This window comes from Kutzneria chonburiensis (assembly GCF_028622115.1).
GTDB classification, from domain to species: Bacteria; Actinomycetota; Actinomycetes; order Mycobacteriales; family Pseudonocardiaceae; genus Kutzneria; species Kutzneria chonburiensis.
This window is the reverse complement of the sequence record NZ_CP097263.1, coordinates 2,417,940-2,440,917: the sequence shown is the minus strand read 5'-3', so window position 1 is coordinate 2,440,917 and position 22,978 is coordinate 2,417,940. Positions and strand designations below refer to the sequence as shown.

The following is a 22,978-nucleotide window of genomic DNA, read 5'->3' as shown; positions in this document are numbered from 1 at the left end:
CTCATTCTAGGATCGGCCCGTGCTCGCGCTCTTCGATCTTGACGGAACGCTCGTCGACCGCGCCGCCGGCCTGCGCGCCTGGGCGGCGGAGTTCTGCACCGACCACGGACTGCCGCCGACCGAGGCCGACTGGCTGGTCGCGGCCGACGGCGACGGGCGGGTGCCCAAGGAGGAATTCTTCGCGCAGGTCACGGCACGCTACGGGCTCACGTCCTCGTTCGACGCGCTCTGGCAGCAGTACCGCGACCGCCAGCCGACCCTGATTCCCGTCTACGACGGAGTGCTGACCGGTCTGGCCCGCCTGCGCGCGGCCGGCTGGCGAATCGGCGTTGTCACCAACGGATACGAGGCTGTCCAGACCAACACCCTGACCAGCGCCGGTATTGCCGATGTGGTCGACGGCTGGGCGATTTCCGGGGCCGAGGGCATCTGGAAGCCGGATGTGCGCCTGTTCGAGATCGCGGCCACCCGCGCCGGCGTGGAGCTCGGCGACGGATGGATGGTCGGTGACAGCGCGGCCGACATCCTCGGCGGCCGCGCCGCCGGCCTGCGCACGGTCTGGCTGCCCCACGGCCGTCGCTGGCCCGAGGTGCCGAAGCCGGACCACATCGTGGCCACTGCCGCGGCGGCCGTCGATCTCATCCTGGCCTGATCACAACTGTGAACGTTCGATCCTTGTCCGCCCCCACGGGACCCGGGCAGCATGGAGGGTGCTCCGCGCTGACAACGATGTCAAAGCACCGCCGCCACGGTGCCAGGATGAATGGGGACCCGCCGTGGCCAGGATCTGGACCGCGTTGCTCGCCGCCGTGACGGCCATCGCCCTTGCCGGCCCGACCATGGCCCAGGCGGCGACGACGATCACCATCGACGGCACGCACGGCGGCCGGACGTTCGACGGCATCGGCGCGATCAGCGGCGGCGGCGGCAACTCCCGGCTGCTGATCGACTACCCGGAGCCGCAGCGCGGCCAGGTGCTGGACTACCTGTTCAAGCCCGGCTACGGGGCCGACCTCCAGGTGCTGAAGCTGGAGATCGGCGGCGACGCCAACTCCACCGACGGCTCGGAGCCGAGCATCGAGCACACCAGGGGCACGGTGAACTGTGGCGGCGGCTACGAGTGGTGGCTGGCCGAGCAGGCCAAGGCCCGTAACCCGAACATCGAGCTGTACGGCCTGGCCTGGGCCGCCCCGGGCTGGATCGGCAACGGCAACTTCTGGTCCCAGGACATGGTCGACTACCTGATGACCTGGCTCGGCTGCGCCCGGCAGCACGGCCTGGCGATCGACTTCCTCGGCGGCTGGAACGAGCGCGGCTACGACAAGGGCTGGTACGAGAACCTGCACAACACCCTGGCGGCCAAGGGATACGGCGGGGTGAAGGTGGTCGGCGCGGACTCCGGCTGGGAGGTCGCCACCGACATGGTCAAGGACCCGACCTTCGCCCGGGCGGTGGACATCGTCGGCGCGCACTATCCGTGCCACGGCGGCGACGGCGGCGACGCGGTCTCGTGCGGCACCACGGCGGACGCGCTGAGCACCGGAAAGCCGTTGTGGGCCAGTGAGAACGGCTCTCAGGACGTCAACTCCGGCACCGCCGCCCTGATCCGCTCCATCACCCGGGGCTATCTCGACGCGAAGATGACGGCCTACCTGAACTGGCCGCTGCTCGCGGCGATCTACCCCAATCTGCCGTACAGCACGGTCGGTCTCGCGGTCGCGCCGTCGCCGTGGTCGGGCGCCTACCGCACGGGCAAGAGCACCTGGGCGACCGCGCAGGTCACCCAGTTCACCAAGCCCGGCTGGCACTTCATCGACTCCGCCGGCGGCTATCTCGGCACCAGCGGCAGCTACGTCACCCTGACCGACGGCCATGACTACAGCACCGTCATCGAGACGTCCACGGCGACCACGGCGCAGACGGCCACGTTTGCCGTCACCGGCGGTCTGAACACGAGTTCCGCGCACGTGTGGGCCACGAGTCTGGGCAGTGGCCCCGATTTCCAGCACACCGCCGACGTGAACGGCGCCGGCTACACGCTCACCCTGCAACCGAACATGATCTATACCGTCTCCACGACCACCGGGCAGGGCAAGGGAACCGCGACCAGCCCGGCCGATCACGGCCTGGCGTTGCCGTACAACGACAACTTCGACGGTTATGCCACCGGCACGGAGGCGAAGTACCTCTCGGACATGCAGGGCTCGTACGAGATCCAGCCGTGCGTCGGCCGCGCCGGCAAGTGCGTGACCCAGATGGCCCCGGTTCGGCCGATCGAGTGGCAGGACGACTCCGACGCGTTCTCCCTGCTGGGCGACCAGGATTGGGGCAACTACACGGTCTCCGCCGACGTGCGGCTGGCCGCCGCCGGCACGGTGGAGCTGATGGGCCGGGCCAACAGCCAGTCCCGGCCGCAGTCCCATCAGGACGCCTACTACTTCCGGGTGAGCAACACCGGTGCGTGGTCGATCGTCGCCGGTGACAACAGCGGCACCCTCACGACGTTGGCCAGCGGCACCACCACCGCACTCGGCACGAACGCCTGGCACACGCTTTCCGTGACGTTCCAAGGAAACACCATCACCGGCGCGGTCGACGGCCACACCGCCGGCACCGCCACCGACGGCCGCTGGACCAACGGCCAGGCCGGCATCGGCATCGTCGGCTACGCCACCGACCAGTTCGACAACCTCGCCATCACGCCCGGCACCGGATCGCCGACGCGCCAAGGACCGATCACGTCCGGCCTCGCGGGCAAATGCGCACAGGCCGGCGCCAAGGTCGTGCTGGCCGACTGCGACGGCTCCGCGGCCCAGAACTGGACGGCACGCAATGGGGCGCTGATGAATTCGGGGCAGTGCATGGACGTCACGGGTCAGGCCACCGCCAACGGCACGCTGGTCGAGCTGTGGGACTGCAACGGCGGCAGCAACCAGCAGTGGACGCAGGCGGCCGACGGCAGCCTGCGCAGCGCGCAGTCCGGCAAGTGTCTCGACGATCCGGGCTTCACCACCGCGAACGGCACCCAGCTGGAGATCTGGGACTGCAACGGCGGGGCCAACCAGCTCTGGCGGCTGCCATGATCACCCGATCGGGCAGCCGGGAAACGGTTGCCCGATCGGTCTGATCAGGACGTGATCGGCACGATCCAGCCCAGGTACGCCGACGCGCTGGTGTAGAAGAACGGGATGGTGCCCGGCTGCGGCTGCGTGAACAGTCTGTTGTGGAGCGGCGACGCCGACGCCGGAACGGAAGGGGTTCGTCGGTCGGCCGCCCGACACGAGGGTGGCGGCGAGCGCAAGGGCCATTAGCGCGATCAGGCGCGGAGTTCTCATGCCGTCGAAGCCAGGGTGCACGGCATTTCACCGGCGTATCGGCCGTGGCCGAACACATACCGAATGTATCGTTGCCGCAGCAGGGTCGTTAGCCTGATCGGGCAGAGGTCGTCCGATGCGGATGACGCAGAGTGGCTGTGTGCGTCAAGATAACCGTGCGACGACAACGTGATCGCCTATTTCCGTGTGATCAACAATGTCGCGTGTGCACAGGAATTCCGGTGCTACTGGGGAGGGTACGCCGACAAGCCTTGCCGTCGCCGTGACGTGCGAGGACAATTCGGGCGGGACGGCATCATCGTCAACCGCGAGCACGGCCTGGACGGTCGTGTCGAACGACAATGGCCCGGCGGGCGTATTTCCCTGTCGGAAAACCTTGTCGGCGTTGCGAATCGGAAAGGGATGATCATGCTCGGTCTCGACTACAGCGGCGGCCGTCCGTCCGGGGCCGCGGTGGCCCGCGCCGGATATGGCTTCGTCGTGCGCTACCTGGTCAACGGGTTATCGGGCCGGGTGAATCTGTCCGCCGGCGAGGTGTCCGACATGCACGCCAACGGCGTCGCGGTCGCGCTGACCTGGGAACGAAAGATCATCGGTCAGCCGGACCGCGCCACCGAAGGGCACGGGGCCGGCGTTGCCGACGCCCAGGCGGCGGTGGCGCAGGCCAATGACGTCGGCCTGCCGGACAACCCGATCTACTTCTGCGTCGACTTCGACATCCCGGACTACAGCCCGGGCAACGCGAGCGCCCGGGCCAAGCTCGGCCCCGTCGGCGACTACTTCGATGGCGTACTCAGCGTGCTGCCCCGCGAGCGGGTCGGCGTGTACGGCGGCTTCTACGCGGTGTCGCGGGCGCTGGACGCCGGACTGGCCCAGTGGGCGTGGCAGACCGCGGCGTGGTCCGGCGGCCAGGAAGACCCGCGCATCAACCTGTTCCAGCGAGTCGGCACGGTCTCCGTTGACGGTGTCGACTGCGACGTCAACGAGGCCCGCAAGGACGACTTCGGGCAGCAGGGAGACACCATGACCCCCGAGGAACTACTCGACCTGCCGATCAACCGCCAGGGCTCCGAGACCGGCGTGACCAGCCTGCGGCAGATCGTCGCCTGGTTCGACTCGGACCTCAACGGGCTCAAGAACGCGGTCGGCAAGCAGCTGGACGCGATCAAGGCCGAGGTGGAGCAGAAGATCGCCGGCATCGGCACGCCGGCCATCGACTACGACCTGCTGGCCACGAAGATCGCCGCGCAGATGCACGTGAACGGCGCCGCGGTCACCGACAGCGCCAAGCAGGACGGCTGAGCGGTTCCCTTGCCGGGTAAGGCATCGCCTTGCCCGGCGAACGGGTTCAGTCGAGGTCCGGCCCGGTCGGGAGATGCCGCAGGAACTCCGCGGGGGTGTCGCCCAACCGGTCCAAGGCCCGGTGGCGGATCCGGCCGGCCACGGCGGCGGTGCCGATCGCCCAGACCGCGACCACTGCGACGACGCCCGACGCCGGCAGCAGCAGGTTGACGAACGCCAGACACACCGTCGCCGCGAGCAGTGCGAACCGGAGCAGGCTGAGGTACCAGCGGCGCTCGCCGGCGGCGAACACCCTGGTACCGAGCAGATAGATGGTCAGCCCGGCCGTGACGAACCACGCCGCCGCCGACGGGGCGGGCTCGTGCAGCGCCAGGTTCACGCCGGCCGCGACCAGCAGCAGTGCGAAGGCCGGCGGCAGGTGACCGACGGCGTACAGGGAGTAGGCCAGCGCCGGGTTGCCCCCGGACAGCCCGAGCAGCCGCTCGTACATCTCGGCCGCCGAGGTGAAGTAGATCCACCACAGCGCCCCGCCCAGCACCAGGCCGCTGACCAGCACCAACCAGTAGCCGAGATCGTCCGACGGGCGTTCCAGCACGGCGCTGCCTACGGTGATCACCAACTCGCTGAGCAGCAGGATCATGAACAGGCCGAAGCGTTCCGACAGGTGGGCCGAGTCCACCGCGCGGTTGGCCTGCTTGGGCGGCGTGAGCAGCGCACGCCACCTGGCCTTGCGCGTCGGCCGATCCCCCTTGCGACCACGGGGCCGACCGCCGAGCAGCAGGAAACCGGCTTCCTGGGCCAGCGCGACGCCCCACAGCACGTACAGCCACGGCGTCGGCACGAAGGCCGAAGCCGTGAACAGGACGGTCGACACCGCGTAGCCCCAGCTGACCCGATGCTGGTCGAGTTCGCCCTCCGCCGGCCACCGGTGCGCGACCGCAAGGATCAGCCGCACCCCGGCCAGGGCCAGCGCGAACACCGCCGGGTGCCCCTCGAACACGTGATGCGCCTGCGTCGCCGCGATCCCGCACGGCAGCGTGCCGGCCAGCATGAACAGCCGATCCGCGGTGCGGCTGTCGTCGCCACGGCGGTTGTACAGCACGGCGAAGCCGATCCAGGTCCACCACAGCGTCATGAACAGGCCCAGCGCCGCGCCCACCCTCGACCAGTGCGGGTCCGTCACGATGCCGTGCGCCACCTGGCCCACCGCGAACACGAAGACCAGGTCGAAGTACAGCTCGACCCAGCCGACCCGCTTGCCGCGCTCCTGGCTCACGCCCCGGATTCTGCCGGCGCGCAAACTCGTCGGAAAAAAGGCGCGCCGGGTTGTCGAGAACGTCACGGCGGGTCCGTCCCAGGGATACAACAGCCGACGAAGGAGCCCGTCATGCAGCCCAGCGAGATCGCCGAGGTCCTCAACCGCCCGTACAGCCAGGAACTGCTGGCCCGCGACCTGTGCCGGCTGGCCTACGTGGCCAAGGACGGCACGCCGCGCAACATCCCCATCGCGTTCACCTGGAACGGCGCCGAGCTGGTCCTCTGCACGGCCCTCAACGCCCCCAAGCTGCACTCGCTGCGCCGCAATCCGAACGTCGCCATCACCATCGACACCGAGGTCCACCCGCCGAAGATCCTGCTCATCCGCGGCCGCGTCGAGCTCGACGTCGTCGACGGCATTCCGGAGGAGTACCTCCAGATGAACGGCTCCTACGAGATGAGCGCCGAGCAGCGCGTCGTGTGGGAGGCCGAGGTCCACTCCCTCTACCAGGGCATGGTCCGTGTCGTCGTCACGCCGACGTGGGTCAAGCTCATCGACTTCGAGACCACTCTGCCGACCCCGGTCGAGCAGCTGGCCAAGCAGCGCGCCGAGCGAGAGAGTGCTTAATACACTATTACTTCAGTGAGGACTAAAAACGACCTCCCATGTCGAACTGACGACACCAGCTTCGACAACGCCATGAGGGAACCGACACCCACTGGAGGAACTCATGTCGACGAAGCTGGCCGATCTGAAGACCTGGCAGGCCGCCCGCGACGAGCTGCTGGCTCGCGAGAAGGCGCACACCCGCGAGGGCGACGCCATCGCCGCGGCCCGCCGGCAGCTGCCGATGGTCGAGTTCGACGGCACCGTCGAGGTCGTCGGCCCGGACGGCCCCGTCCCGTTCATCGACCTGTTCCAAGGGCGGGACGAGCTTTTGGTGTACAAGCACATGTGGTGGGACGGCGCGCCGCATCAGGGGCAGTGCGAGGGCTGCACCTACGCGGCGTGGCACGCGACCGACGTCTACCTGAACGCCCGCGGCGTCTCGTTCGCCATCCTCACCGTCGGCCGCTGGGCCGAGGTGGAGCCCTTCGTCGAGTTCATGGGCTACACCGTGCCCTGGTACTCGGTCCGTGGCATCGACGGCCCCGCCGGCGGCGAGATGGGGTACATCACCTCGTACCTCCGCGACGGCGACCGCGTGTTCCTCACCTACTCGACCACCGGTCGCGGCACCGAGGCGATGTCCGGCTCGTTCGCCCTGCTCGACATGACTCCCCGCGGCCGCGGCGAGACCTGGCAGGGCGTCCCCGACGGCAACCACCCCTGCTGGTACTGGCGTTCAGACGCCGACGGCCACGCCACCTGGGACGGCACCAGCCGGCCGGCGCCGCAGTGGACCCGTCCCGCCGTGACCGCGGAGGAAACCCTGGGCCGGGACGGACACTGCCACTAGAACGCCGGGAGGGTGTGCCAGGCCAGGCCCTCGTCGGGGGCGTCGTCACGCAGGACGGTGCCCTCGATGAGCCCGTACGGGCGGTCGGCGGCGTAGAAGACCTCGTTGTCGTTGGCCAGCCCGAACTTGCTCAGGTCGACGACGAAGTGGTGCTTGTTGGGCAGCGACAGCCGCACCTCGGCGATCTCGGGCCGGGCCTCGATCACGGCGGTGCCCATGGCGTAGAGGGTCTGTTGCAGGGAAAGGCTGTGGGTGTCGGCGAAGGCGGCGAGCAGGGCGTCGCGGGCCTCGGCGAAGCTCTTGTCCCAGTCGACGTCCAGGCCGGCGAAGCGCCACTGGGCGCTGACGGCGGTGGCCAGGATCCGGTCGGTGGTCTCGGGCAGGGTGGTGTACCTGTCCCGCGGATAGCCGTGGAACTCGGAACCGGTGGTCTTGAGCACGACGAGGTCGCGAAGCCCGGACACGACCCACGCGTCGGTGCCGGAGATGGTGACGGCGGTGGTGCGCTTCTCGTCGGATCCCCGTACGAAGGAGTGGGAGTTGGCCGGAATGCGGCCCCAACCGTGCTCCTCGACGAGCACCCGGGCGCCGGTGATCTGGTCGAACGAGCCGACGAAGTGCCGGCCGAGCCGCAGGGCGAACTCCTCGATCTCGCCGACGGGAGCCTCCTTGGCGAAGGCGTAGACGGTGTTCTTCTGCGTGTCGGTGGGCACGACACCGGAGTTGTCGCCGGTCAGGTGCGTGGCGGCGAGCTCGCCGCGCAGCGACGTGCTGACGGTGAGGTCCCGCAGCGTGTGCACGGAACCGTTGCGGGACACCGTCACCAGCCGGTTCTCGGCCTTGCCGTACTGGTTGGGGCCAAGGTGGACGGCCACGCGGATCAGCTCCCTCGGTAGCTGGTGAAGGAAAACGGGCTCAGCAGGACCGGCACGTGGTGGTGCCGGTCGGGATCGGTGATCCGGAACGTCACGGTCACCTCGGGGAAGAACGCCTCGCGTCCGACCCGCGCGAAGTAGGTGTCGGTGTCGAAGACCAGGCGGTAGACGCCGGCCTCGACGTGCTCGGGGCCGAGCGTGCGGCAGCGGCCGTCGTCGTCGGTGACGCCGTCGCCGATGATCCGGCCGCCGGATTCCAGTCGTACCAACACTCCCGGCGCGGGCTGGCCGGAGGTGGTGTCGAGGACATGCGTGGTGATCATTGGACGACCTTCGCCAGGCGCAGCAGCGCGATCTTGCCGAGTTCTCGGACGGTCACGGCCAGTTCGGCCTCGTCGGTGTTCACCAGCCGCTCACGGAGATCGGCCAGCAGCTCGTCGCCGCCGCGGCCGGCGGCGCAGACCAGGTAGATCCGCCCGAACCGCTGCTCGTACTCGCGGTTGGCCGCGACGAACTGGTCGACGTTGTCCACTCCGGACTGCTCGGCCCGTGAGGTGGCGCTGCCGGACTTGTCGCCGATGCGCGGGTGGCCGGCCAGGGCCTGCTCGACCTCGTCGGCGGTCAGCGTCGCGGCTTCCCGCTCGGCCACCGCGAACAGTGCGGCCTTCGAGGAGTACGGCTGCCCGTCGAGCACGGCCCGCACCCAGCGGGGAACCGCCAGGCACTGGGTCAGCGAAGCCTCGTCGAGGTTCATGTGCAGCGACGGTAGAAGCGCCGGGCCGGCGGTGTCAACAATTTGTTGAAGTGGATCACGAGCTCGACCGGTTCAGGTAGTTGTAGACGGTGAAGCGGGTGACCCCCAACGCTTCGGCCACCGCGGGCACGGACTTGCGCACCTCGAACGCCCCACGCTCCTCCAGCAGCCGCACGGCTCGCTGCTTGTCGGCCCGCGACAGCGTGCTCAACGGCCCGCCGAGCTCGGCCTCCACCTCGGCGATCACCCGTTCCAGCGAGCCGATACCCACGGGCGCTTCGTCGCTGCCCGGCACGCCCAGCCGTAACGTCACGCGGGTCGCGCCGCCGGTCAGCGCCGCCCGGAAGATCGCCGGCAGGGCGTCCAACACCTCGTCCGACGGTCCGCGCACGGTGGTGCCGAGCGGCCCGAATGTCGTGTCCAGGCCGGCCTTTCGGGCCTGCTCGGCGGCCTCGACGGCGTGCGCGGGCGGCTCGCCGCCGGCCTCGGCGCGGAACGGCTCGGTGGTGAACTCGGCCTCCAGATCCACCGCCGAACCGTAGCGCCGACCGTTGACCGACCGCAGCGGCGCGCTCTACTCTCTCACTAATCGGAAAAGTAATTCCGCGATACGGAAATCGGAGTGATCCGGTGCTTCTCGACGCCAACCTCTCGATCCTGTTCACCGAGCTGCCGCTGCTGGACCGGCCGGCGGCGGCCAAGAAGGCCGGCTTCGACGCGGTGGAGTTCTGGTGGCCGTTCGACACCGCGAGCCCGACCACGGCCGAGGTCGACGCGTTCGTCGACGCACTGGCCGACGCCGGCACGGAACTGGTCGGCCTCAACTTCTTCGCCGGCGACATGCCGGCCGGCGACCGCGGCGTGGTGTCCTGGCCCAACCGCCAGGCCGAGTTCACCGCCAGCGTGGAGATCGCCGTCGACATCGCCCGCCGCACCGGCTGCCGCACCTTCAACGCCTTGTACGGCAACCGGGTCAACGGTTTCACACCGTCCGAACAGGACGAACTGGCGACCGCCAACCTGACCGTGGCGGCCACCGCCGTGCAGGCGGTCGGTGGCACGATCGTGCTGGAGCCGCTGTCCGGCGCGCCCGACTACCCGCTGCTGACCGCGGCGGACGCACTGGCCGTGGCCGACCTGGTACCGCTGGACAACGTCGCGCTGCTGTGCGACCTCTACCACCTCGCGGTCAACGGCGACGACCTCGATTCCGTGACCAGCAAGCACATCAAGCGCATCGGCCACGTCCAGTTCGCCGACGCGCCCGGCCGCGGCGAGCCCGGCAGCGGGCAGTTGGAGCTGCTGCGACACCTGACCACCTTGGCCGCCAACGGTTATCGCGGCCACGTCGGGGCCGAGTACCGGCCGACCGGCGCGACCACTGACAGCTTCGGCTGGCTTGAATGCTTCGGTCAACAAGCACCGCAGGAGGCGCAATGAGCAAGATCGGCTTCATCGGCCTCGGCATCATGGGTTCGCCGATGGCCGGCCACCTGGTGGCCGCCGGCCACACCGTGACCGGCTTCGACCTGTCCGAACCGGCCATGGCCACGCTGGCCGAAGCCGGTGGGCAGCGGGCCGGCAGCGTCGGCGACGCCATCGCCGGCGCCGAGGTCGTGATCACCATGCTGCCGCAGGACGAGCACGTCGAGGCGGTGACCACCGAGGTCATCGCGGCCGGCGGCGACGGACTGCTGCTGATCGACATGAGCACGATCCGCCCCGAGACGTCCAAGAACGTGGCCGAATCGGCCGCACGCAAGGGAATCCGGGTGCTGGACGCGCCGGTGTCCGGCGGCGAGACCGGGGCCAAGAACGCCGCACTGTCCATTATGGTCGGTGGCACGGCCGAGGACTTCGCCGAGGCGCTGCCGATTCTGGAGAGCCTGGGCAAGACCATCGTGCACGTCGGCCCGCACGGCGCCGGCCAGGTCGTCAAGGCGGCCAACCAGCTGGTCGTCGGCGGCACCTACGCGCTGGTGGCCGAGGCGATCGTGCTGCTGGAAGCAGCCGGCGTGGATGCCAAGGCCGGTATGGACGTTCTTGCCGGCGGTCTCGCGGCCAGCCGCATTCTCGACCTCAAACGCGACTCCATGATCGCCCGGAACTTTCAGCCGGGCTTCCGGATCGACCTGCACCACAAGGACATGGGCATCGTCCAGGCCGCCGCGCGGCAGGCCGGCGTGTCGCTGCCGATGGCCGGCCTCACCGCCCAGCTGATCGCCGCCGCCCGCGCCATGGGCCACGGCTCGCTCGACCACTCCGCCCTGCTCAAGGTCGTCGAGACCCTGTCCGGAAGGGACTGACCGATGCCGAGGATTCCCGTCATGCAGGCGGTCGTCGAGGTGCTCGCGTCCGAAGGCGTCGACACCGTGTACGGCTGCCCGGGCGCCGCCATCCTGCCGTTCTACGCGGCACTGGAGGAAAGCCCGATCGACCACCTCATCGTGCGGCACGAGGAGGGCGCCACCCACATGGCCGACGGCTGGGCCCGCACCACCGGCAACGTCGGCGTCGCCGTCGGCACCTCCGGCCCGGCCGGCACGAACATGATCACCGGCCTCTACACCGCGCAGGCCGACTCCGTGCCGATCCTGTGCATCACCGGCCAGGCCGTGTCGACCAAACTGCACCAGGAAGCCTTCCAGGCGGTCGACATCGTGGAGATCGCCAAGCCGGTCACCAAGTGGGCGGTCCAGGTCAAGGAGGCGGCGCAGGCCCCGTGGATCTTCCGCGAGGCGTTCCGCATCGCCCGGTCGGGACGGCCCGGACCGGTGCTGATCGATCTGCCGCTGGACGTGCAGAAGCAGGAGATCGAGTGGGACGGCGCGATCGACGCGCCGCTGCCGATCGAGTCCGTCCACCCGCACCAGCCCCGGGTCGACCGGGCGCTGGAGATGTTGCTGGCGGCCGAGCGGCCGCTGCTGCTGGCCGGCGGCGGTGTGATCGGCGGCGAGGCGTCCGGCGTGCTGCGCGAGGTGGCCGAGCTGCTGGGCGTGCCGGTGCAGATCACGTTGATGGGCAAGGGTTGTCTGCCCGAGGATCACGAGCTGTTCGCCGGCATGGCCGGCATCCAGACCAGCCAGCGCTGGGCCAACGCGCTGTTCCTGGAGTCCGACTTCGTGCTGGCGTTGGGCGCGCGGTTCGGGGACCGGCACACCGGTGAGCTCTCCGTCTACCGCGGCGACCGCAAGTTCGTGCACGTGGACGTCGACCCGTTGCAGATCGGCCGCGTCTTCGGGCCGGATCTCGGCATCGTCGCCGACACCAAGCTGTTCCTGGAGGCCCTGCTCAAGGCGGCGCGCAAGCACGACGCCAAGCGGCGGTGGCAGCAGTGGGTCGGCCGGATCGCCGAGCTGCGCACGGAACTGCCGCGCCGGGACGACTTCGACACCGTGCCGATCAAGGCGCCGCGGGTCTTCCGGGAGATCAACGAGTTCTACGGTCCGGAGACCTACTTCGTCACCGCGATCGGCCTCTACCAGATCTGGTCGGGCCAGTTCCAGCGGGCACATCTGCCCCGGCACTACCAGGTCTGCGGCCAGGCCGGCCCGCTCGGCTGGGAGATCCCGGCGGCCATCGGGGTCCGCACGGCCAAGCCGGACGCCGAGGTCGTCGCGGTGGTCGGCGACTACTCGTTCCAGTTCCTGGTCGAGGAGCTGGCGGTGGCCGCGCAGTACGACGTGCCGTTCGTGCTGATCATGCTCAACAACGAGTACCTCGGCCTGATCCGGCAGGCCGAGACCGGCTACAACATGAACTACCAGGTGGACATTCACTACGACGAGTACGGCACCGACAACGTCAAGATCATGGAGGCCTACGGCTGCGCCGGCCGCCGGGTGACCGAGCCGTCGGAGATCACCGACGCGCTGGCCTGGGCCCGCAAGGAGGCCTCCCGGACCAGCCGGCCGGTGCTGGTCGAGATCATGATCGACCGGGCCGCCAACGCGTCCATGGGCAGCGCGCTGAACACCGTGGTCGAGTTCGAGCCGGTCAGCTGAGGTGAAGGTGCTGCTGGCCCCGGACAAGTTCAAGGGCACGCTCGCCGCCGGCCAGGTCGCCGATCACCTGGCGGCCGGCCTGCGGCGGGCCGACCCGTCCGTCAAGGTGCGGGTGGTGCCGGTGGCCGACGGCGGCGAGGGCACCGTGGACGCGGCCTGCGCGGCCGGCTTCGACCGGCTCGTCACCACGGTGACCGGGCCGTTGGGCACGCCCGTGCGCGCGATGCTGGCGCTGCGCGGGCACACGGCTGTCGTCGAGCTCGCGCAGGCGTCCGGGCTGGGCTGGGGCAGCTCGCCCATGTCCGCCACGAGTTACGGCGTCGGCGAGCTGATTCGCGTGGCGATGGATCTCGGCTGCGCCCGGATCGTGCTCGGCCTGGGCGGCAGCGCCTGCACCGATGGCGGCGCCGGCATGCTCCGGGCGCTCGGCGCGCTCGTGTTGGACGTCGACGGCGTGCCGGTCGAGCCGGGCGGCGGTGGCCTGGCCCGTGTCGACCGGCTCGATCTCAGCGGCCTGGACAGCCGGTTGTCGCAGATAGAGCTGGTGTTGGCGACTGACGTCGACAATCCGCTGTCCGATGCCGCGCCGGTCTATGGGCCACAGAAGGGGGCCTCACCACTCCAGGTCTCATTGCTCGCTGAGGCACTCGAGCGCTGGGCCGCAGTCGTCGGCGGTGACCCCGACCTGCCTGGCGCCGGGGCGGCTGGGGGAGTGGGCTACGCGGCGCTAGCAGTGCTAGGGGCCGTTCGCCGGGCCGGCGTCGACGTGCTGCTCGACCTGCTCGGCTTCGGTGACGCCCTGCACGACGCCTCGCTCGTGATCACGGGCGAGGGCTCCCTGGACGCCCAGTCCCTGCGCGGCAAGGCTCCGGTCGGCGTCGCCCGGGCGGCCCGCGGCGTGCCGGTGGTCGCGGTTGCCGGCGTGTGCTCGCTGACCGCCGACGACCTGGTCGGCACGGGGATCCGCGCCGCGTATGCGCTGACCGACCTGGAGCCGGACCCGGCGCGCTGCCGGGCCAGACCGGGCCCCTTGCTGGAGGCGACGGCCGAGCGCATCGTGAGAGATCACCTATGCTGCTGAGCGGGGCCGAGGAGGATCTATGTCCACAGTGGATCTGACGGTGGTGGCGCGGCGCGCGGTGACGCCGGAGGGGATCGGACCGGTCGCCGTCGGCATTCGCGACGGGCGTATCGCCGCCCTCGCGCCGATGGACAACCCGCCACCCGCGGCCGTGACGGTCACGCTCGACGACGACGAGGTGCTGCTGCCCGGCCTGGTCGACACGCACGTGCACGTCAACGATCCCGGGCGCAGCGAGTGGGAGGGCTTCGACACCGCGACCCGGGCGGCCGCGGCCGGCGGCGTCACGACCATCGTCGACATGCCGCTGAACAGCCTGCCACCGACCGTCGACCCGGACGCCTTGCAGGTCAAGCGGAAGACCGCCGAAGGCCGGGTGTACGTCGACGTCGGCTTCTGGGGCGGTGCCGTGCCCGGCAACCTGGCGCAGCTGCCGAAGCTGCACGAGGCCGGCGTGTTCGGCTTCAAGTGCTTCCTGCTCGACTCCGGCGTGCCGGAGTTCCCGCCGCTGACCCACTTCGAGCTGGCCGACGCGCTGAAGGTGCTGCGCGAGTTCGACGGCCTGATGATCGTGCATGCCGAGGACGCCGAGGTCATCGACGCCGCACCGCCCTCGTGCGGCCGCCGCTACCGCGACTTCCTGGCGTCCCGGCCGCGGAAGGCCGAGAACGAGGCGATCAAGGCCGTGATCGCGCTGGCCCGGCGGACCGGGGCCCGCGTGCACGTCCTGCACCTGTCGTCGGCCGACGCGCTGCCGCTGATCGCCGAGGCCAAGGCCGACGGCCTGCGCATCACCGCCGAGACCTGCCCGCACTACCTGTGCTTCAACGCCGAGGACATCCCCGACGGCGCCACCCAGTTCAAGTGCTGCCCGCCGATCCGCGAGGACGCCAACCGGGACGCGCTGTGGCAGGGGCTGGCCGACGGCGTGATCGACTTCATCGTCAGCGACCACTCGCCGTGCACCGAGGACCTGAAACGCCTGGACACCGGCGATTTCGGGCACGCGTGGGGTGGCGTGGCCAGCCTCCAGCTCGGGCTGCCGGCCGTATGGACCGAGGCCCGCCGTCGCGGCTTCGACCTGACCCAGGTCGTGTCCTGGATGGCCACCAAACCCGCACTCGTGGCCGGATTCGCCACCAAAGGTCAGATCGTGGCCGGGGCCGACGCCGACCTGAGCCGGTTCGCCCCCGACGAGCCGTTCACGGTCGACGTGCACAAGCTGGCCCACCGCAATCCCGTCACCCCGTATCACGGCCGTGAGCTGACCGGCGTCGTGCGCACCACCTGGTTGCGCGGCCGCGAAGTCACCGACCTGCCGTTCGGAAAGCTGTTGACCAGAGGAGATTCATGACACCGGCTTGGACCACGCTGCCCGATCTCGCCTCCCGTCGGCTGGGTGGCGCGGTGCCGTGGGCGAACGACGAGTTCTTCGCCGAACGGGAGAACCTGATCAAGCCGGAACCGCCCGTGTTCCAGACGTACACGTTCGGCCACAAGGGCCAGGTCTACGACGGCTGGGAGACGCGCCGCCGCCGTGAGCCCGGCGTCGACCAGGCGATCGTCCGGCTCGGCGTGGCCGGCGTGGTGCGGGGTGTCGTCATCGACACCGCGTTCTTCAAGGGCAACTACCCGCCGGAGGGCTCGGTCGAGGCGTGCGCGCTGGAGGGCTATCCCTCGGCCGAGGAGTTGGCCGCCGCGTCCTGGCACCCGATCGTCTCGCGGTCCAAGCTGGCCGGCGACGCGGAGAACGTCTTCGACGTCGACTCCGACCGACGTTGGACGCATGTGCGGCTGACGATCTATCCCGATGGCGGCGTCGCCCGCCTTCGTGTGCACGGCGACCCGATCGCCGACCCGCGCTTACTGATCGGTGCCGTCGACCTGGCGGCGTTGGAGAACGGCGGCGAGATCCTCGACGCCAGCAATGTCTTCTACTCCAAGCCCACCAACCTGATTTCCCCCGGTTTCGCCGCCGTGATGGGCGATGGCTGGGAAACCGCTCGCCGTCGCGACGACGGCAACGACTGGGTGCTGCTGCGCCTGGCCGCCGAGGGCGTCGTGCGGATCGCCGAGCTGGATACCAGTCATTTCAAGGGAAACGCCCCCGGCTGGGCTTCGCTCAGCGGCTGCGCCGACCGTGTCGACGACCCCGCCGCGTGGTTCGAGCTCATGCCGAAGACCCGTTTGCAGCCCGACACCCGGCACCGCTTCGTGCTGGACGTCGACCGGGCCGTGCAGCACGTGCGCCTCGACGTCTTCCCCGACGGCGGCATGGCCCGGCTGCGGTTGAGCGGCGACCCGACCGACAAGGGCCGGGCGTTCCTGCTGCGCCGCTGGTTCAACGCCCTGCCGGCCGACCACGCCATGGCGGTGTTCGACAACAAGACCATCGTCGATGCCCGGCCTCTGGACGCCGACCAGCCCCTGCCGCACGCGCTCAGCCGGCTTGCTCGTTGATCACGCCGAACGGCACGTGCACGCCGGGCACGTGCAGCCCGGCCAGGTTGTGCGGCTGATCGTCGAAGAAGATGTGCGGCCGCAGCACGTCCAGCACACCCGCTTTGCCAACACCGCCAAGGAAAAAGGCGTCGTTGACCATGACGCCCCACCGCTTGAGACTCGTCACGGCCCGCTCGTGCGCCGGCGCGCCGCGGGCCGTGACGATCGAGATGCGCAGGCGGCGGCGGTAGTCGAGGCCCTGCTGCTCCTCGCGCCGCTGGATCCGGTTCAGGCCGGCCAGGAAATCCCTCAGCGGCCCCGGTTCGTGCGGCGTGACCATGTTGGCGACCTCGTGCCCCTGGAACGCCGGCAGGCCTTCCCGCTGCCACACCTGGTCCGAGGCGTCGTCGGCCAGGATGCCGTCGAAGTCGAAGGCCACCCGCAGTTCCGGGTCCGCGGGGTCGTCGGTGAACGCCGAGTCGAGTACCCGCCCGGCCGGCAGCTTGGCCGCCACCGCCGCGCGGACGTCGGATTCGTTGGCCGACAGGAAAAGCGACATGTTCAGCGCCGGCATGAACCGGTACGGCGCGCGTCCCTGGTTGAACACGGCCCGGGTGATGCCCAGCCCGTGGTGCTCGACCGACCGCAGCACCCGCAGCCCCGTGTCGGGATCGTTCTGCGACAGCACGATCACCTCGACCAGCGGGTCCTCCGGGCTGATGTCGTTGAGCGACAACAACCTTCGGACGAACGGGAAGGCCATCCCGGGCCGCAGCGGCGTGGCCAGGTGCTCCTCCTGGTAGCGCCGGTAGGCCTCCTCGCCCTCCCGCCGGAACACCCCGTCCGACTCGGCCAGGTCGAACAGGGCGCTCGACGCGATGCCGACCACGAGTCGTTTCTCCAGGTCATAGCCCATGCGCGCCTCCCGCCCTCATTGTCACTCGGCCGCGTTGAGCTGGTCGATCAGTGCCGGGGCCAGCGCGCCGTCCAGTGACTCGCGGATGATGTCGGCGTGGCCGGCGTGCCGGGCGGTCTCCTCGATCAGGTGCAGCAGCACCCAGCGGGCGTTGAACGGCGCGGCCTGCTCGTTGCGGCACGGCACGTCCAGCGACTCCAGGGCGTTGACAATCTCCTCGGTGCCGCGGGCAGTCTCGCGGTAGGCGGCGATCGACGCGGCGACGGTGTCCTCGGGGTCGAGCACGAACTCCTTGGACCAGTCCGCCGGCGGCCACTCGCCCGGCAGCTCCTGGCCGGCCAGCGCGGCCAGCACCCAGCGGCGCTCGGTGCGGTTGGCGTGCCGGAGCAGGGCCAGCGGCGACAGGGCGCTGGCCGTGGACGTCTTGCCGGCGTCGGCGTCGGTCAGGCCCTGCACGGCGGCCATCAGCGCATCGCGCTGGTTGGCCAGGAACGTCAGGAGCGCGGCACGCTCGTCGGTGCCGGTCGGAGGCGTCATCAGTGTTGCCATGGGACCATCCTCGCCTAGAAGACTGACAGCTACTGGCAGGTTTTCGCGGTCCGGCCCTTCCATGCGCCGCCCTTGCCCAGCCAGTGCCGGCGGGCCGAGTCGACCGTCATCGCCGTGTACAGCACCGCCACCGCCGGCAGCATCGGCGCCAGCCACAGCGGCAGCCGGTACAACCGCAGCATCGGCACGTAAGTTGCCGCCATCACCAGCCAGGCCAGCAGGCCCAGCAGCCGTACGTCGAGCGGTCCCAAGGCCACCGCAAGCAGCGGCGTCACGAAGATCACCAGCAGCCCCAGCACGCAGCCCACCAGCAGAAAGGGCGAGTTTCGCAGCTGCGTGTAGGCCGAGCGGGCCACCATCTGCCACAGGTCGGCCAGCTTCGGATACGGCCGCCGGCTGGTGATCGACGTCGACAACCCCAGCCACGTCCGATTGCCTGCACGCTTGAGCAGCTGCCCGAACGCCACGTCGTCGATCAGCGCGTCCTTGATCGCCGCCAGGCCGCCGGCCCGCTCCAGCGCCTCCTGCCGCACCAGCATGCAGCCGCCCGCCGCCGCGCCGATCCGTGACCTCGGGTCGTTCACCTTGCCGAAGGGATACAGCAGGCTGAAGAAGTACACGAACGCCGGCACGATCAGCCGCTCCCACCACGTTTCCGTGCGCAGCAACGCCATCTGCGACACCAGCGCCCGGTCGTCGGCCAGCGCCGCCGTTACCAGCTTCCGGACCCCGTCGGCCGGGTGCGCGATGTCGGCGTCGGTGAACAGCAGGTACTCGCCGTCGCTGGCGTTGCGGACCCCGGTCTGCATCGCCGCCACTTTGCCGGCCCAGCCCGGCGGCGGCCCTTCGCTGCGGACGATGTCCAGCCGTCCCGTCCCCACCGCCAGCGCCGCCTGTGCCGTGCCGTCCGTGCTGGCGTCGTCGACCAGCACCACCCGGAACGGTCCTGGGTAGTCCTGCCCCAGCAGCGTCGGCAGCGTCAGTCCCAGGATGTCTGCTTCGTCCCGTGCCGGCACCACAGCCACCACCGCCGGCCAGGTTCTCGGTGGTCCGCCCGCCGGCAGCCGTTGGGACGTCCGCCAGAAGCCCCCGTGCGCCAGCAGCAGGTACAGCCACGCCAGCGCCGCCACCCCGGTCACGATCAGCACGCCGGCGAGTATTGCCGATCTTGGCCGGTTCACCGGTGAGGACAGACCGTGACACGGGGTGGAGACTGGGCCCGTGTTGATCCGGAAGAGCACCCTGAGCCAGAGATCCACCGTCGCGCGGCTGATCGCCGCACTCGAGCGGCGGGAACTGACGATCTTCGCGCACATCGACCACGCCGCCCACGCCCGCCAGGCTGAGCTGTCGCTGCCGCCCATCGACGTTGTCATCTTCGGCAACCCCAAGGCCGGCACCGGCCTGATGGCCGCCGACCCTCGCGTCGGCCTCGACCTGCCGCTACGCATGGTGGTCTGGGAGGACGCCCCGCAGCTGGCCTTCGTCGGCCACCACGATCCGCGCGAGTTGGCCGGCAGCTACGAGCTGGCCGAGCAGAAGGACACCTTGGACCGGATGGCCGAGCTGTTGGACTCGGTGTCGTTGGAGGCCGCGGGGAGTGACCCGCGGGCGTGGCAGAGTTTTCGCCCGTGCGCACGAAGTACACGGTCATGGCCCTCGTCCTCGGCCTCGTCGCAGTGGCCGGCGTCGGCATCCTGCTCTGGTCCACCACCACCGCCCCCACCCCCGCCGCCGCCCCTCAGCCCTGCCTGAAGCCCGACGAAGTCGACATCTATCTCCACAACGACACCGACTTACCCCAGGTCCAGGCCCAGGTACTGGCCACACACCAGGACGTCGAGTCCGTGACCACCCAGACCAAGCAGCAGTCCTACGAGGACTTCCGCCGCATGTTCGCCGACCAACCCGACGTACTCAAGACCGCGCGCCCCGACGCCATGCCCGCCCTGGTCAAGGTCCGCCCCAAGCCCGGCGTGTCAGCCAGCGCCCTCGGCGACATCCTCACCCGGCAGTTCCCGCCCCCGGCGGAGATCCACCGCCTCATCTGCTCCGAACTTCAAGGTTCGCACTGATGGCCACCCCTTGGGGCAGCATGTCGTTTTCGCCCTGTACACCCGCCGAACGGCCGGTGTCCGATTAGTCGCTTCCCTTCTAGGGTGACCCCCTAACGGGTGACCTTGAGGAGGGAACATGACACGGCGCTTACGCGCGCTCGTGGCCGGTGTCGCGCTGGTGGCCCCGCTGCTCACCGTGACCGGCACGGCGGCCTCGGCGGCACCGGACACGTCGTACAAGATCCCGTCGATGCTGCGGCAGCAGGCACAACAGGTCTCCCAGCTGGGCGCGGCCAAGGCCAGACAGCTTTCGCCCGACACGCTGACGGCCGACCAGCACGGCCTCGGCGTCCAGGTGTACGCCGACGGCCCGGTCACCGCCGAGCAGGAGAGCCAGCTGCGCTCACTCGGCGTGACGGTGCAGACGAACGCGGCCAAGCTGGCCGCGGTGCCGGGCGTCGACGACCTGCCGGTGGCCGGCCTGGTCAGCACGCTCGTGCCGACCGACAAGCTGGACGCCGTCGCGGCCCTGCCGTGGGTGGCGACGCTGCGGCCGAGCATCCGCCCGGCCACCGACGTCGGCCCGAACGAGGCCGAGGGCGTCAAGCTGCACAAGGCCGACATCGCCCAGCAGCACGGCCTGACCGGCAAGGGACAGACCGTCGGCGTCATGTCCGGCGACGCCGACCACGTGGCCGAGGCCATCGCCCGCGGTGAGCTGCCGGCCGACACGAAGATCATCAGCTCGGCCGCGTACGACAACGACGAGGGCACGGCGATGATGGAGATCGTCCACGACATCGCCCCCGACGCGAAGCTGATGTACGCCACCAGCGGCGAGACGCTGGCCGACTACGTCAAGGGCTTCCACGACCTGGCCGCCAACGGCGCCACCATCATCACCGAGGACCTGGCCTTCGACGACGAGCCCGCCTTCCAGCAGGGCCTCGGCGCGACCACCGCGGAGAACCTGGCCAAGCACGGCATCTGGGTCTCCTCCTCGGCCGGCAACCTCGGCACCCGGCACGCCCCGCGCGTGGCGGCCAAGGGCACCGGCCGCACGCCCGACGACCAGACCGGTCCGCAGACCAACTGCCCCACGCCGATTCACAACACCGTGAACCTGCGCGGCACGGACAACTCCTACAACCTCAACCTGCTGCCCGGCGCCTCGGTCATGCCGACCCTGCAGTGGAGCGAGCCGCGGGCCATCTACCCGACCACCGGCCAGGGCGGCTTCACCGACCTGAACCTGTACCTGGTCGACGCCGCCGGCAACTGCCTGGCGTACAGCAATGCCAAGCAGGCCAACGGTGTCGGTGACACCATCGAGCAGTTCACCTATACCAACCAGACCGGCGCCGCCCAGCCGGCTCGCCTCGTCGTCGACGTCGCCGGCACGTCCTCCGCTCGCGCCGTGCCGACCCTCGACCTGCGTTGGCGGGCCCTGTCCGCCGGCGTGCAGACCCTCGACCCGGTCGACCGCGCCGGTTCGCTCAACCCCGACTCCAACTACCTGGGCTACGCCACCAGTGCCGGGGCCACCGACGCCACCAACACCGTCGACCCCACCACCAGCCCGCTCGAGGCGTACAGCGCCGCCGGTCCGGTGCAGATCATCACCACCACTCGCTGCCCCGGCAAGGGAATCGGGCCGTGCCAGGGTGTCCCCGGTGGGCACCCGCGCACCTTCGGCGCACCGACCTACACCGCCACCGATGGTGTCCAGGTCAGCGGCGTCGGCCCGTTCGGCGCCGGCACCTGCCCCTCGGTCAAGCCCGGTGACTGCCGCTTCTACGGCACCTCCGCCGCCACCCCGAGCTCGGCCGGCGTCGCCGCCCTGACTCGCCAGGAGTTCGGCGGCCGCTGGATCTCACCCGAGCTGCTCACGTTCATCCTCAAGGCCCGGGCCGTCCACCGCGACGGCGACTTCTGGGGCGCCGGCGTGCTCAGCGCCATTTAGTCCATAACCGCTGAGGGGTGTTCGGGCTGCCCGAACACCCCTCAGCCATGTGACCTAGTAGAACGCCTCGACGGCCTCCTGTACCCGCAGCGCGTCGGCGAAGTCGGCTAGGTTGGGCGGGCGCTGCCCGCGAATCGCCTGGGCGAACAGGGAAAGCCGGGTGGATTCGGCCCCGGTGCCGTCGCCGGCAAGGTCGACGGGCGTCCACGGGCCACCGTCCGAAGTGGACAGCTGGGCCCAGTTGGTGAGCCGGTACGAGCGAGAAGTGCCCCACAGGGTCCACTCGTAGTGCTCGGGCGTGGCAGCGTTGGCGTACCCGCTCACCTGCACCGGCACGTCCCCGGCCCGCAGCAAACCCCTTGCGGCGACTTCGCTTCCGGAGTCGAGGTAGTCCACTGTGGCCTGTTCCGTACGAATGGGCCCGACCAGGCGGTCGGTCAGATAGGCGAAGTGGGAGAAGACCTCACGGATGAAGCCGCCCTCGGCCCGCTCGCCGACCCACGCCGCCGGCGCCTGGAACGGCCGCGGCCACTGGGGAAACGTCATCCGCACGTCCACGCCGAGCAGCCGGCCCGCGTCGGGGATGGCCTTCTCCAGGTACACGGTCGCGTTCGTGTCCGACAGCGGGAAGTTCACCGCCGTCACGCCGCCCGCCGCCACCATCTCCCGGCCCTCGGCCAGATCCACGGCCAGCGGCTTCTCGCAGAACACCGCGATGCCCAGGCTCTGCGCCAGCAACGCGTACGGGGCGTGCAACGACGGGGGAGTGGCGATGTAGATCGCGTCCACGTGGTCCGGGAACTCGGTCGCGCCGAGGAACGGGACCTCCGGATGCTCGGCCTGGAGCGTCTCGACCACTGACGGGTTGGCGTCGGCCGCGAACGTCACCTCGAAGTCGGGGTGCCGCAGGGCCTGCTCGAACGTGCGGCGGCCCATTACGCCAAGGCCGATGACGCCCAGCCGGATCGGTGTCTCTGTCACGG

23 protein-coding genes are annotated in these 22,978 nt (G+C 70.1%); 14 read left to right on the top strand and 9 right to left on the bottom strand.

The genetic code is table 11. The features are described 5' to 3' along the window. Nucleotides 1-19: 19 nt before the first annotated feature. The 3 genes from M3Q35_RS11340 to M3Q35_RS11330 all read left to right on the top strand — a co-directional run bounded on the left by M3Q35_RS11340 (nt 20) and on the right by M3Q35_RS11330 (nt 4,637). Nucleotides 20-652 (top strand): HAD family hydrolase, encoded by a 633-nt coding sequence (locus M3Q35_RS11340; protein ID WP_273941640.1) that lies wholly within the window; start codon nt 20-22, stop codon nt 650-652. 124 nt (nt 653-776) lie between these two features. Continuing rightward, nucleotides 777-3,083 (top strand): ricin-type beta-trefoil lectin domain protein, encoded by a 2,307-nt coding sequence (locus M3Q35_RS11335; protein WP_273941639.1) that lies wholly within the window; start codon nt 777-779, stop codon nt 3,081-3,083. 660 nt (nt 3,084-3,743) lie between these two features. Continuing rightward, nucleotides 3,744-4,637 carry a glycoside hydrolase domain-containing protein gene (locus tag M3Q35_RS11330; RefSeq protein WP_273941638.1) on the top strand — a complete coding sequence of 298 codons (894 nt, stop codon included), beginning with the start codon at nt 3,744-3,746 and terminating at the stop codon, nt 4,635-4,637. 46 nt (nt 4,638-4,683) lie between these two features. Here the strand turns inward: M3Q35_RS11330 and M3Q35_RS11325 are convergent, their stop codons facing one another. Next, nucleotides 4,684-5,913: a low temperature requirement protein A gene (locus M3Q35_RS11325; protein WP_273941637.1), complete on the bottom strand. Its 1,230-nt coding sequence runs from the start codon at nt 5,911-5,913 to the stop codon at nt 4,684-4,686. A 111-nt stretch (nt 5,914-6,024) separates the two neighbouring features. On the opposite strand from M3Q35_RS11325, the gene M3Q35_RS11320 reads away from it, so the two are divergent. Both M3Q35_RS11320 and M3Q35_RS11315 read left to right on the top strand, forming a co-directional pair. Beyond that, nucleotides 6,025-6,522: a pyridoxamine 5'-phosphate oxidase family protein gene (locus M3Q35_RS11320; RefSeq protein WP_273941636.1), complete on the top strand. Its 498-nt coding sequence runs from the start codon at nt 6,025-6,027 to the stop codon at nt 6,520-6,522. 103 nt (nt 6,523-6,625) lie between these two features. After that, nucleotides 6,626-7,354 carry a DUF899 family protein gene (locus M3Q35_RS11315; RefSeq protein WP_273941635.1) on the top strand — a complete coding sequence of 243 codons (729 nt, stop codon included), beginning with the start codon at nt 6,626-6,628 and terminating at the stop codon, nt 7,352-7,354. On the opposite strand, the gene pucL is transcribed toward M3Q35_RS11315, so the two are convergent. From pucL to M3Q35_RS11295, 4 genes are read right to left on the bottom strand one after another with little or no spacing between them, the layout of a single operon-like run. Further along, a complete protein-coding gene (pucL, locus tag M3Q35_RS11310) occupies nt 7,351-8,229 on the bottom strand; it encodes a factor-independent urate hydroxylase (RefSeq protein ID WP_273941634.1) in 879 nt (292 codons plus the stop codon). The genes M3Q35_RS11315 and pucL overlap by 4 nt on opposite strands. Before the next feature lie 5 nt (nt 8,230-8,234). After that, nucleotides 8,235-8,552, bottom strand: a complete 318-nt coding sequence (uraH, locus tag M3Q35_RS11305) for a hydroxyisourate hydrolase (RefSeq protein WP_273941633.1) — start codon at nt 8,550-8,552, stop codon at nt 8,235-8,237. Beyond that, a complete protein-coding gene (gene uraD / locus M3Q35_RS11300; RefSeq protein ID WP_273941632.1) occupies nt 8,549-8,983 on the bottom strand; it encodes a 2-oxo-4-hydroxy-4-carboxy-5-ureidoimidazoline decarboxylase in 435 nt (144 codons plus the stop codon). Before uraD ends, uraH begins: the two co-directional genes overlap by 4 nt. Nucleotides 8,984-9,038: 55 nt before the next feature. After that, nucleotides 9,039-9,512, bottom strand: a complete 474-nt coding sequence (locus M3Q35_RS11295) for a helix-turn-helix domain-containing protein (RefSeq protein ID WP_273941631.1) — start codon at nt 9,510-9,512, stop codon at nt 9,039-9,041. A 101-nt stretch (nt 9,513-9,613) separates the two neighbouring features. Between M3Q35_RS11295 and M3Q35_RS11290 the strand changes: the two genes are divergently transcribed. From M3Q35_RS11290 to alc, 6 genes are read left to right on the top strand one after another with little or no spacing between them, the layout of a single operon-like run. Next, nucleotides 9,614-10,423 (top strand): hydroxypyruvate isomerase family protein, encoded by an 810-nt coding sequence (locus M3Q35_RS11290; protein ID WP_273941630.1) that lies wholly within the window; start codon nt 9,614-9,616, stop codon nt 10,421-10,423. Continuing rightward, nucleotides 10,420-11,289, top strand: a complete 870-nt coding sequence (locus tag M3Q35_RS11285; RefSeq protein ID WP_273941629.1) for an NAD(P)-dependent oxidoreductase — start codon at nt 10,420-10,422, stop codon at nt 11,287-11,289. The genes M3Q35_RS11290 and M3Q35_RS11285 overlap by 4 nt, the downstream gene beginning before the upstream one ends. Nucleotides 11,290-11,292: 3 nt before the next feature. Continuing rightward, on the top strand, nt 11,293-12,987 hold the full coding sequence (gene gcl, locus M3Q35_RS11280; protein WP_273941628.1) for a glyoxylate carboligase: 1,695 nt from the start codon (nt 11,293-11,295) through the stop codon (nt 12,985-12,987). A gap of 1 nt (nt 12,988) precedes the next feature. Beyond that, nucleotides 12,989-14,068, top strand: a complete 1,080-nt coding sequence (locus M3Q35_RS11275) for a glycerate kinase (protein ID WP_273941627.1) — start codon at nt 12,989-12,991, stop codon at nt 14,066-14,068. Nucleotides 14,069-14,096: 28 nt separating this feature from the next. Further along, entirely contained in the window at nt 14,097-15,422 is a 1,326-nt protein-coding gene (allB, locus tag M3Q35_RS11270; RefSeq protein WP_273944312.1) for an allantoinase AllB, read from the top strand. After that, nucleotides 15,419-16,528: an allantoicase gene (gene alc / locus M3Q35_RS11265; RefSeq protein ID WP_273941626.1), complete on the top strand. Its 1,110-nt coding sequence runs from the start codon at nt 15,419-15,421 to the stop codon at nt 16,526-16,528. Before allB ends, alc begins: the two co-directional genes overlap by 4 nt. On the opposite strand, the gene M3Q35_RS11260 is transcribed toward alc, so the two are convergent. From M3Q35_RS11260 to M3Q35_RS11250, 3 genes are read right to left on the bottom strand one after another with little or no spacing between them, the layout of a single operon-like run. Continuing rightward, nucleotides 16,509-17,426, bottom strand: coding sequence for a 5'-nucleotidase (locus tag M3Q35_RS11260; protein WP_273941625.1), 918 nt, complete (start codon nt 17,424-17,426; stop codon nt 16,509-16,511). The two genes, alc and M3Q35_RS11260, sit on opposite strands and share 20 nt — an antisense overlap. Before the next feature lie 21 nt (nt 17,427-17,447). Continuing rightward, the gene (locus M3Q35_RS11255; protein ID WP_273941624.1) at nt 17,448-17,975 is read right to left on the bottom strand and encodes a DinB family protein; all 528 of its coding nucleotides are present in this window, start codon (nt 17,973-17,975) and stop codon (nt 17,448-17,450) included. A gap of 29 nt (nt 17,976-18,004) precedes the next feature. Next, nucleotides 18,005-19,123, bottom strand: a complete 1,119-nt coding sequence (locus M3Q35_RS11250; protein WP_273941623.1) for a glycosyltransferase — start codon at nt 19,121-19,123, stop codon at nt 18,005-18,007. A gap of 73 nt (nt 19,124-19,196) precedes the next feature. On the opposite strand from M3Q35_RS11250, the gene M3Q35_RS11245 reads away from it, so the two are divergent. The 3 genes from M3Q35_RS11245 to M3Q35_RS11235 all read left to right on the top strand — a co-directional run bounded on the left by M3Q35_RS11245 (nt 19,197) and on the right by M3Q35_RS11235 (nt 21,995). Continuing rightward, a complete protein-coding gene (locus M3Q35_RS11245; RefSeq protein ID WP_273941622.1) occupies nt 19,197-19,730 on the top strand; it encodes a DUF302 domain-containing protein in 534 nt (177 codons plus the stop codon). Beyond that, complete coding sequence (locus M3Q35_RS11240) at nt 19,628-20,050, top strand: permease-like cell division protein FtsX (protein WP_273941621.1); 423 nt, start codon at nt 19,628-19,630, stop codon at nt 20,048-20,050. Before M3Q35_RS11245 ends, M3Q35_RS11240 begins: the two co-directional genes overlap by 103 nt. Before the next feature lie 118 nt (nt 20,051-20,168). Beyond that, nucleotides 20,169-21,995: a S8 family serine peptidase gene (locus tag M3Q35_RS11235; protein WP_273941620.1), complete on the top strand. Its 1,827-nt coding sequence runs from the start codon at nt 20,169-20,171 to the stop codon at nt 21,993-21,995. A 54-nt stretch (nt 21,996-22,049) separates the two neighbouring features. On the opposite strand, the gene M3Q35_RS11230 is transcribed toward M3Q35_RS11235, so the two are convergent. Continuing rightward, entirely contained in the window at nt 22,050-22,976 is a 927-nt protein-coding gene (locus tag M3Q35_RS11230; protein WP_273941619.1) for a Gfo/Idh/MocA family protein, read from the bottom strand. Nucleotides 22,977-22,978: the final 2 nt, after the last annotated feature.